Origin of the sequence: Bacillus sp. B25(2016b) (genome assembly GCF_001679765.1) — a bacterium.
GTDB classification, from domain to species: domain Bacteria; phylum Bacillota; class Bacilli; order Bacillales; family Bacillaceae_G; genus Bacillus_A; species Bacillus_A thuringiensis_K.
The window spans coordinates 650,984-657,979 of record NZ_CP016285.1; the positions used below are offsets into that span (position 1 = coordinate 650,984).

The window sequence follows — 6,996 nt, forward strand, 5'->3', positions numbered from 1 at the left end:
CACATAATATTGTTGTCCTACAATGAATTTGTGTTCGAAAGAAAATGAATTCGAAAAGCGATAATCCAAATGGGGGTACAAGACATGGTTATGAAAAAAGGTATTAAATTTTCTTTAGCAGCTTTAGTGGTGGCAGGAGCGTTAGTTGGATGTGGGAAAGCAGAAGATACAGCTAGTAAAGAAACTGCTAAAGGAAGCGATAATACAAAACAAGAGTTATCAGGTACGATTGCAGCAGCTGGTTCTACAGCTCTTCTACCTCTTGCGGAGGAAGCTGGAAAGAAATTCATGGAGAAAAATTCAAAAGTTTCTATTCAAGTACAAGGTGGCGGTAGTGGAACTGGGATTAACCAAGTAGCATCGGGTGCAGTACAAATTGGTAATTCAGATGTTCCATCAGGAGATAAAATAAAAGATGCTGAAAAAGCGAAAGAATTAGTAGATAACAAGGTTGCGGGTATTGCATTCGCACTTGTCGTAAATAAAGATGTAAAAGTTGATAACTTAACAGTGCAACAAGTACAAGATATCTTCACTGGAAAAGTAACAAACTGGAAAGAGGTAGGCGGGAAAGATGAAAAAATCAACGTAATTAACCGTCCGGCTTCATCTGGTACACGTGCTACATTTGAAAAGACAGTTATGAAAGAAGCAAAGATTAATGATGGAACTGGTACGACACAAGATTCTAACGGTGCAGTAGAGCAAGCGATTAACTCTACTCCAGGTTCAGTAAGTTATTTAGCGATGTCTTACATGGTTGGCGACAAAAAAGGTGCACTACAAACAGTGAAAATTGATGGTGCTGAACCAAAAGTTGAAAACATTTCGTCTGGTAAATATCCATTCTGGTCTTACGAGTACATGGTAACAAAAGGTGAAGCGAAAGAAGCAACAAAAGCTTACATTGATTATGTAAAAGGTAAAGACTTTGAAAAGCAAGTAGAAGATATGGGTTACATCCCAATGTCTAAATTAAATAAGTAATAAAGTTTATGGGGCTGGCTGCAAGGCCAGTCCTGTTCATTTCAATCTATGAAGTGGGGTCTGACCTGTGATGAAGGGGAAAAAACAAATTAATTACGTAAAAAGTGAATATATAGGAAGATCGCTTGTTACGTTTTGTGGTATTTTTATTGTTTTAATTACATTAGCTATTATCGCGTTTATTTGTGGTAAAGGTATTCAATCTTTTACACAAAGCGGTATTTCATTTACTGAGATGTTAACATCCACAAAATGGAATCCAAATGCTGACGAAGGAACCTTCGGGGCTTTGATTTTCATTGTAGGTTCAACAGTGGTTTCGTTAGGTGCGGTTATTATTAGTGCGCCAATTGCTATAGCTCTTGCTATATTCATGAATTTAATTTCGCCGAAGTTTGGAAATAAAGTATTGAAGCCTGTTTTAGAATTATTAGTTGGTATTCCTTCGGTTGTATACGGGTTATTAGGGGTTACGATTTTAGTGCCGCTATTACGTGATTCGTTTGGAGGAGTGGGCTTTAGTTTAATTGCAGGTATTGTTGTATTAAGTATTATGATTTTACCTACTATTGCTAGTATCGCTTCTGATGCAATACGCTCTGTTCCATTTGATTATTTAGAAGCTTCTTATGGTTTAGGGTCAACGAAATGGCAAGCGGTTAGCCGAGTGATTGTTCCTGCTGCGAAAAAAGGGATTTTAACAGGTATTGTTTTAGGTTTAGCGCGTGCTTTTGGTGAAGCATTAGCGGTTCAAATGGTAATCGGGAACACAATTAAATTACCAGAAGGAATATACAGTCCGACAGCAACGTTAACTGGTATTTTGACAATGGACATGACAAATACATTAAACGGAACTGCTTGGAACAATGCGCTATGGACTTTAGCGATGATTTTACTTGTTATTTCATTCCTGTTTATTTTAGTAATTCGAGCGATTGGGCAAAGAGGTGAGCGATAATAATGAATGCAAGAACGGTAAATAAAGTTTGGACAGGTATCTTTTATGCAGTTGCAGCTTTTGTTGTAGCTTTACTAGTATTCTTAGTGTTTGAAATTCTGCAAAAGGGATGGGGATTTTGGGATCCTAATTTCTTGTTTGGAGAACCAAGTAATACAAGAGCTGGTGGTGGGATTGGTCCACAGTTATTCAATTCCTTCTACATGCTTGTTATAACGCTTGTTATATCTATTCCTCTTGGTTTAGGTGCTGGAATATATTTAGCGGAGTACGCAAAACAAGGACGTTTTTTAAATTTTGTTCGTTTATGTATTGAGACAATGGCGTCTTTACCTTCGATTGTTGTTGGTTTATTCGGTTTGTTAGTGTTCGTTACAATGACAGGCTGGGGATACACAGTAATGGGTGGTGCTCTTGCTTTAACTATTTTAAATTTACCAGGTTTAACACGTGTTTGTGAAAATGCGATTTCAGAAGTTCCTCATAATGTAAAAGAGGCAAGTCTTGGATTAGGTGCAACGAAGTGGCAAACGATTGCTCGTATTATTATCCCATCGTCATTACCGCAAATTATTACAGGTATTATTTTAGCGGCGGGTCGTATATTTGGAGAAGCGGCAGCATTAATTTACACAGCGGGTTTAACATCGCCGATTTTAAATTCAGCAGCGGATTTCTCAAGTCCTGCGCATCCTTTAAATCCGTTTAGACCAGCTGAAACATTAGCGGTTCACATTTGGAAATTAAATTCTGAAGGAGTTATTCCAGATGCGAAGTTGATTGCGACAAAATCTGCAGCTGTATTAATTATTATGGTATTATTATTCAATGTTATTTCACGCTTGGTAGCGTCTATATTACACAAGCGTTTTACAGGAACGAAAAGAAAAAGTAAAACGACGAAGAAGGTAAAAGCGGCATAAGTTACAAAGGAGAACTCTCTATTTATAAGTAGGGGGTTCTTTTGTATTTTAATATAGAAGGAATGGATGTAATGATTGTTGAATTTGTAATTAATTATAAAGACGAACAGATGTAATTTGGATTGTGGATTCTAGTAAACCTATAGAGCGATATGTGGAAAAAATGATGCATTATATGATTAAGTAGAGAAAAGGCGTTATCTTCATTTTTGAAGATAACGCCTTTTGTTTTTAAATATCAGGTGTTTCTGTAGAAGTGCTGATTTTCCTGCGGGAGCGTCTTTTTCTCCCAATTTTATCTAACAGTTCATACATAACTGGAACGACTACTAATGTAAGAACAGTTGAGACTGCCAAACCACCGATGACAACGACGGCTAAACTTTTTGATACCATACTTCCTGCTTGGGATTGGCCAAATAGGAGTGGGAGCATAGCAACGATTGTTGTAATAGCTGTCATAATAATTGGGCGTAGTCTAGTAGAACCTGCTTCAAGTAAGGCTTCTCTTGTTTCCATTCCGTGTTCCCGATTTTGTTGGACTCTTTCTATTAATACAATAGCGTTTGTAACAACAATACCGATTAACATTAATGCGCCAATTAAGGAATTTACATCAACAGGTGTTCGTGAAATGATTAATCCTAAAATACCACCGACAGCAGCTAGCGGCAAGGAGAATAGGATTGCAAAAGGAGCACGTGCTTGCCCGAAGGTGATAACCATAATTAAATATACAATACCGATTGCAATCCCCATAATTTTGAATAAATCCGTAAAATTCTCTTGCATAGATTCAGTAGCTCCTGCGATATTTACTTTTGCACCGCTAGGTAAATCTAAGTCAGTTATCGCTTTATTTACTGCTGTGTTTACTTTGCTCAAATCTTCATTTGAAGCTTCGGCGGTAATTTGGATTGTTTCTTTTCCATCTTTATGGAAAATTTCTGTTTGCGTTTGTTTTTCTGAAATAGTTGCGATGTCTTTTAAAGGTATTGGGCCATTAATAGGTGATAGCATGTTTGTATTTAAAATATCTTCTTGTTTATTAATGTTTTCTTTTTTGTGTTCTATCATAATAGTAGTTTTTTCGTTATTAATTGTAATTTCGCCAATAGGTGATTTCTTCATAAGGAATGCTACTTGTTGCGCAGCTATTTCTGGTGTTAAACCTAGTTGTTCAGCCTTTGTTTGATCAATATGAATTTGCCATTCTTTCTTAGAGTCTTCTAAATTTGTTTTTACTTTAGAAAGATCATCCATGCTTTTTAGTTTTGTTTCAACGATAGTAGCCGCCTCTTTTAAATTCGCTTCGTTAGTAGCTGTTACGTTAAATTGTAAGTTATTGCCGCCGCCAGAGCTTGAATAACTTGTTTTTATATAATCAAGTTCAGCAGGTTCAAAAGTTTTATTTTCCTTTTTTAACTCTTTAATATATTGATCAATATCAGAACCTTTTTTAAAGACTACGAATATACTAGCGAGGTTATTTTTAGTTGTTTGCCCCCATTGTGCATCTTCTGCGCTAGATCCCATTCGTAAAATAACGTCTGTTATATCTGAATTAGAAAGTAATTTCTTTTCAAAATCAAATGCTTTTTGTTTTTGAGATTCAGCATTATAATCTGCTGGAAATGTCATGTTAATAGATAACATTGTGTCGTCTTCAGATTTTATGTTTGCTTTCGGTAGTAATATATAGGCTGCAATTGATCCTACAAATAATAAAAATGCAGTAAGTAGAATAATGAATTTATGAGAAAGAGCCCACTTTAACGTAGCGACATATCGTGATGAAGAACTTGGCTTTCGATGCTTTGTTTTTTTGAGTAGTAAAAAAGCCATAAGTGGAACAACTGTTAGTGCAACGATTAAGGATGATAGAATAGAATATACAACTGCTAATACCATAGGTAACATTAATTTTCCGATTGCTCCTGATACGAGGCCGATAGGTAAAAAAACAGCAACCGTTGTTAAAGTAGAAGAAGTAATTGCGACTGCGACTTCTTTCGTTGCATCGAGAATGATATCTTTAGAGAAAGAATCTTTTTGTAAACGGCGGAAAATATTCTCGATGACAACGATACTATCATCGACGAGACGTCCAACTGCAACAGCTAAACCACCGAGTGTTAAAATGTTAAGCGTAATGTTAGATTGATGTAGTAAAAAGAGTGTTAATAAAATAGATAATGGAATACTGACAACAGCGATGAGTGTTGTTCGGAAGTTACGTAAAAAGATTAAGATAATTAGAGTTGCAGCGATTGCTCCAAGTATTACTTCTTTTCCCATGTTAGTAACAGCATTTTCAACTTGTTCATGGGTTGAAGCCAAAAGTTTAATAGAAAATTGATCTTTATATTCCTTATCTATCTCTTTAACTTTTTTATCAATCTCTTTTCCAATGGCAACTGCATTTTTACTCGGTTCTTTCATGATGATTAATCCTGTGCCTTTTTCTCCGTTTATATGTGAGATTGTATCGTAGTGTTGTTTAATTTCAATTTGAGCAATGTCTTCCAATTTCACCTGGGGTGCCACAGTGATGTTTTTAATGGCATTTACATTTTTTATGTCCCCAATGACGCGGAGGTTGTATTCTTCCTGATTAACAGTAATTGCCCCAGCTGGAGTAGAAGTTTCTTTTCCTTGTAAAACAGTTAGTACCTGCTGTGATGTTACGTTTTTATTTTTTAATTGGTTCGGATCAAGTACGATAGATAATTCAGAGGTGGATTTTCCGAAAAACATAACGTTGGCAACACCATCAATGTTTTCGAGTTGTGGTACGATTTCTTTTTCAATTTGTTTTTCATCTGCTTTTGAAAAACCGTTTTGTTTCTGGATAGTAATTTGAGCGAGTGGAATCATAGAAGTGTTTAATTGACTAACTACGGGCTTGGTTACATCTTTAGGTAATTTAATTATATTGACGGCTTTTTCGACTTCGCGTGCTGCATCTTTCATGTTTGCTTTTGATGTATACGCAATGTCAATACGTGATAATCCCTCGTATGTAGAAGAAGTAATGGTGTCGACGTGTTCTAAATTGCGAAATTGTTTTTCGAGAGGATCAGTTACATCCTTTGTCATCGTTTCAGCGTCGAGTCCTTGAGATAAGGTTGTGACGGTAATTGCCGGATTGTCGATACTTGGTAAAAATTCCATAGGTAATTTAGAGCCGGAATAAACACCGAGTATGGAAATGAGAAAGATCATGATGATAATGGCAGCTCGGTTTTTTAATGAAAACTTTGTTAACCTATCCATAAAATAATTCCTCCATTGGTTTATTTATAGTTGAGTGCGTCCTTTCTTACTATATAACAAAAAATGGATATTTTTCATTAATTAAATGTAAAAAAATTCTAAAAATACCCTTAAGTTTATATTAGGATTGGAATGTTGTTAATTTGTAGGGGGGAATTTTCGAATGAGAAGGAAGGGGATAATGCGCGTGAGTGGCTGTTTAATGTAGATGGGATTTTTTCTTACGGCTAATTTGTATAGTTATTTTATAGAAGGATAATTATTATAAACCTTAATATAGAAGAGAATGAAAATTTGGGAAGGTATTGTGAAATTCAATTTTGTTGAATGAAGTGTAGTAGTATACAATCAGAATAACTATTTTTAGTAGAGAGGATAATAGTTATTTCTATAGAAGAAAGTAGGGTAGATAATTTTTTTATATTTTTATAAAAAAACACTTGTTATTTAAAAAGTGTGATGGTATATTAATAAACGTCGCTGATGCGGAAACGCAGAAAACGACAAAAAAGAAATTTTAAAACTTAGTTGACATCGAAAAATGAAGATGTTAATATGATGAAGTCGCTTCTGAAGCGACGGACAAGTTCTTTGAAAACTGAACGAAACAAACAACGTGAAACGTCAATTTTTATTTTAGATGCTAGACAAACTAACTTTATTGGAGAGTTTGATCCTGGCTCAGGATGAACGCTGGCGGCGTGCCTAATACATGCAAGTCGAGCGAATGGATTAAGAGCTTGCTCTTATGAAGTTAGCGGCGGACGGGTGAGTAACACGTGGGTAACCTGCCCATAAGACTGGGATAACTCCGGGAAACCGGGGCTAATACCGGATAACATTTTGAAC

At 35.7% G+C, this 6,996-nt stretch carries 4 protein-coding genes; 3 read left to right on the forward strand and 1 reads right to left on the reverse strand.

Features of this window, described 5'->3' with window-relative positions; all coding sequences use genetic code 11:
* The first annotated feature begins 84 nt into the window (after positions 1-84).
* From BAQ53_RS03345 to pstA, 3 genes are all read left to right on the forward strand, one after another.
* The gene (locus BAQ53_RS03345) at positions 85-987 is read left to right on the forward strand and encodes a phosphate ABC transporter substrate-binding protein PstS family protein (protein WP_000245105.1); all 903 of its coding nucleotides are present in this window, start codon (positions 85-87) and stop codon (positions 985-987) included.
* 70 nt (positions 988-1,057) lie between these two features.
* On the forward strand, positions 1,058-1,948 hold the full coding sequence (gene pstC, locus BAQ53_RS03350; RefSeq protein ID WP_000676674.1) for a phosphate ABC transporter permease subunit PstC: 891 nt from the start codon (positions 1,058-1,060) through the stop codon (positions 1,946-1,948).
* 2 nt (positions 1,949-1,950) lie between these two features.
* Positions 1,951-2,871, forward strand: a complete 921-nt coding sequence (pstA, locus tag BAQ53_RS03355) for a phosphate ABC transporter permease PstA (RefSeq protein WP_000994135.1) — start codon at positions 1,951-1,953, stop codon at positions 2,869-2,871.
* A gap of 231 nt (positions 2,872-3,102) precedes the next feature.
* Here the strand turns inward: pstA and BAQ53_RS03360 are convergent, their stop codons facing one another.
* Entirely contained in the window at positions 3,103-6,147 is a 3,045-nt protein-coding gene (locus BAQ53_RS03360) for an efflux RND transporter permease subunit (RefSeq protein WP_208906482.1), read from the reverse strand.
* Between the last annotated feature and the right edge of the window lie 849 nt (positions 6,148-6,996).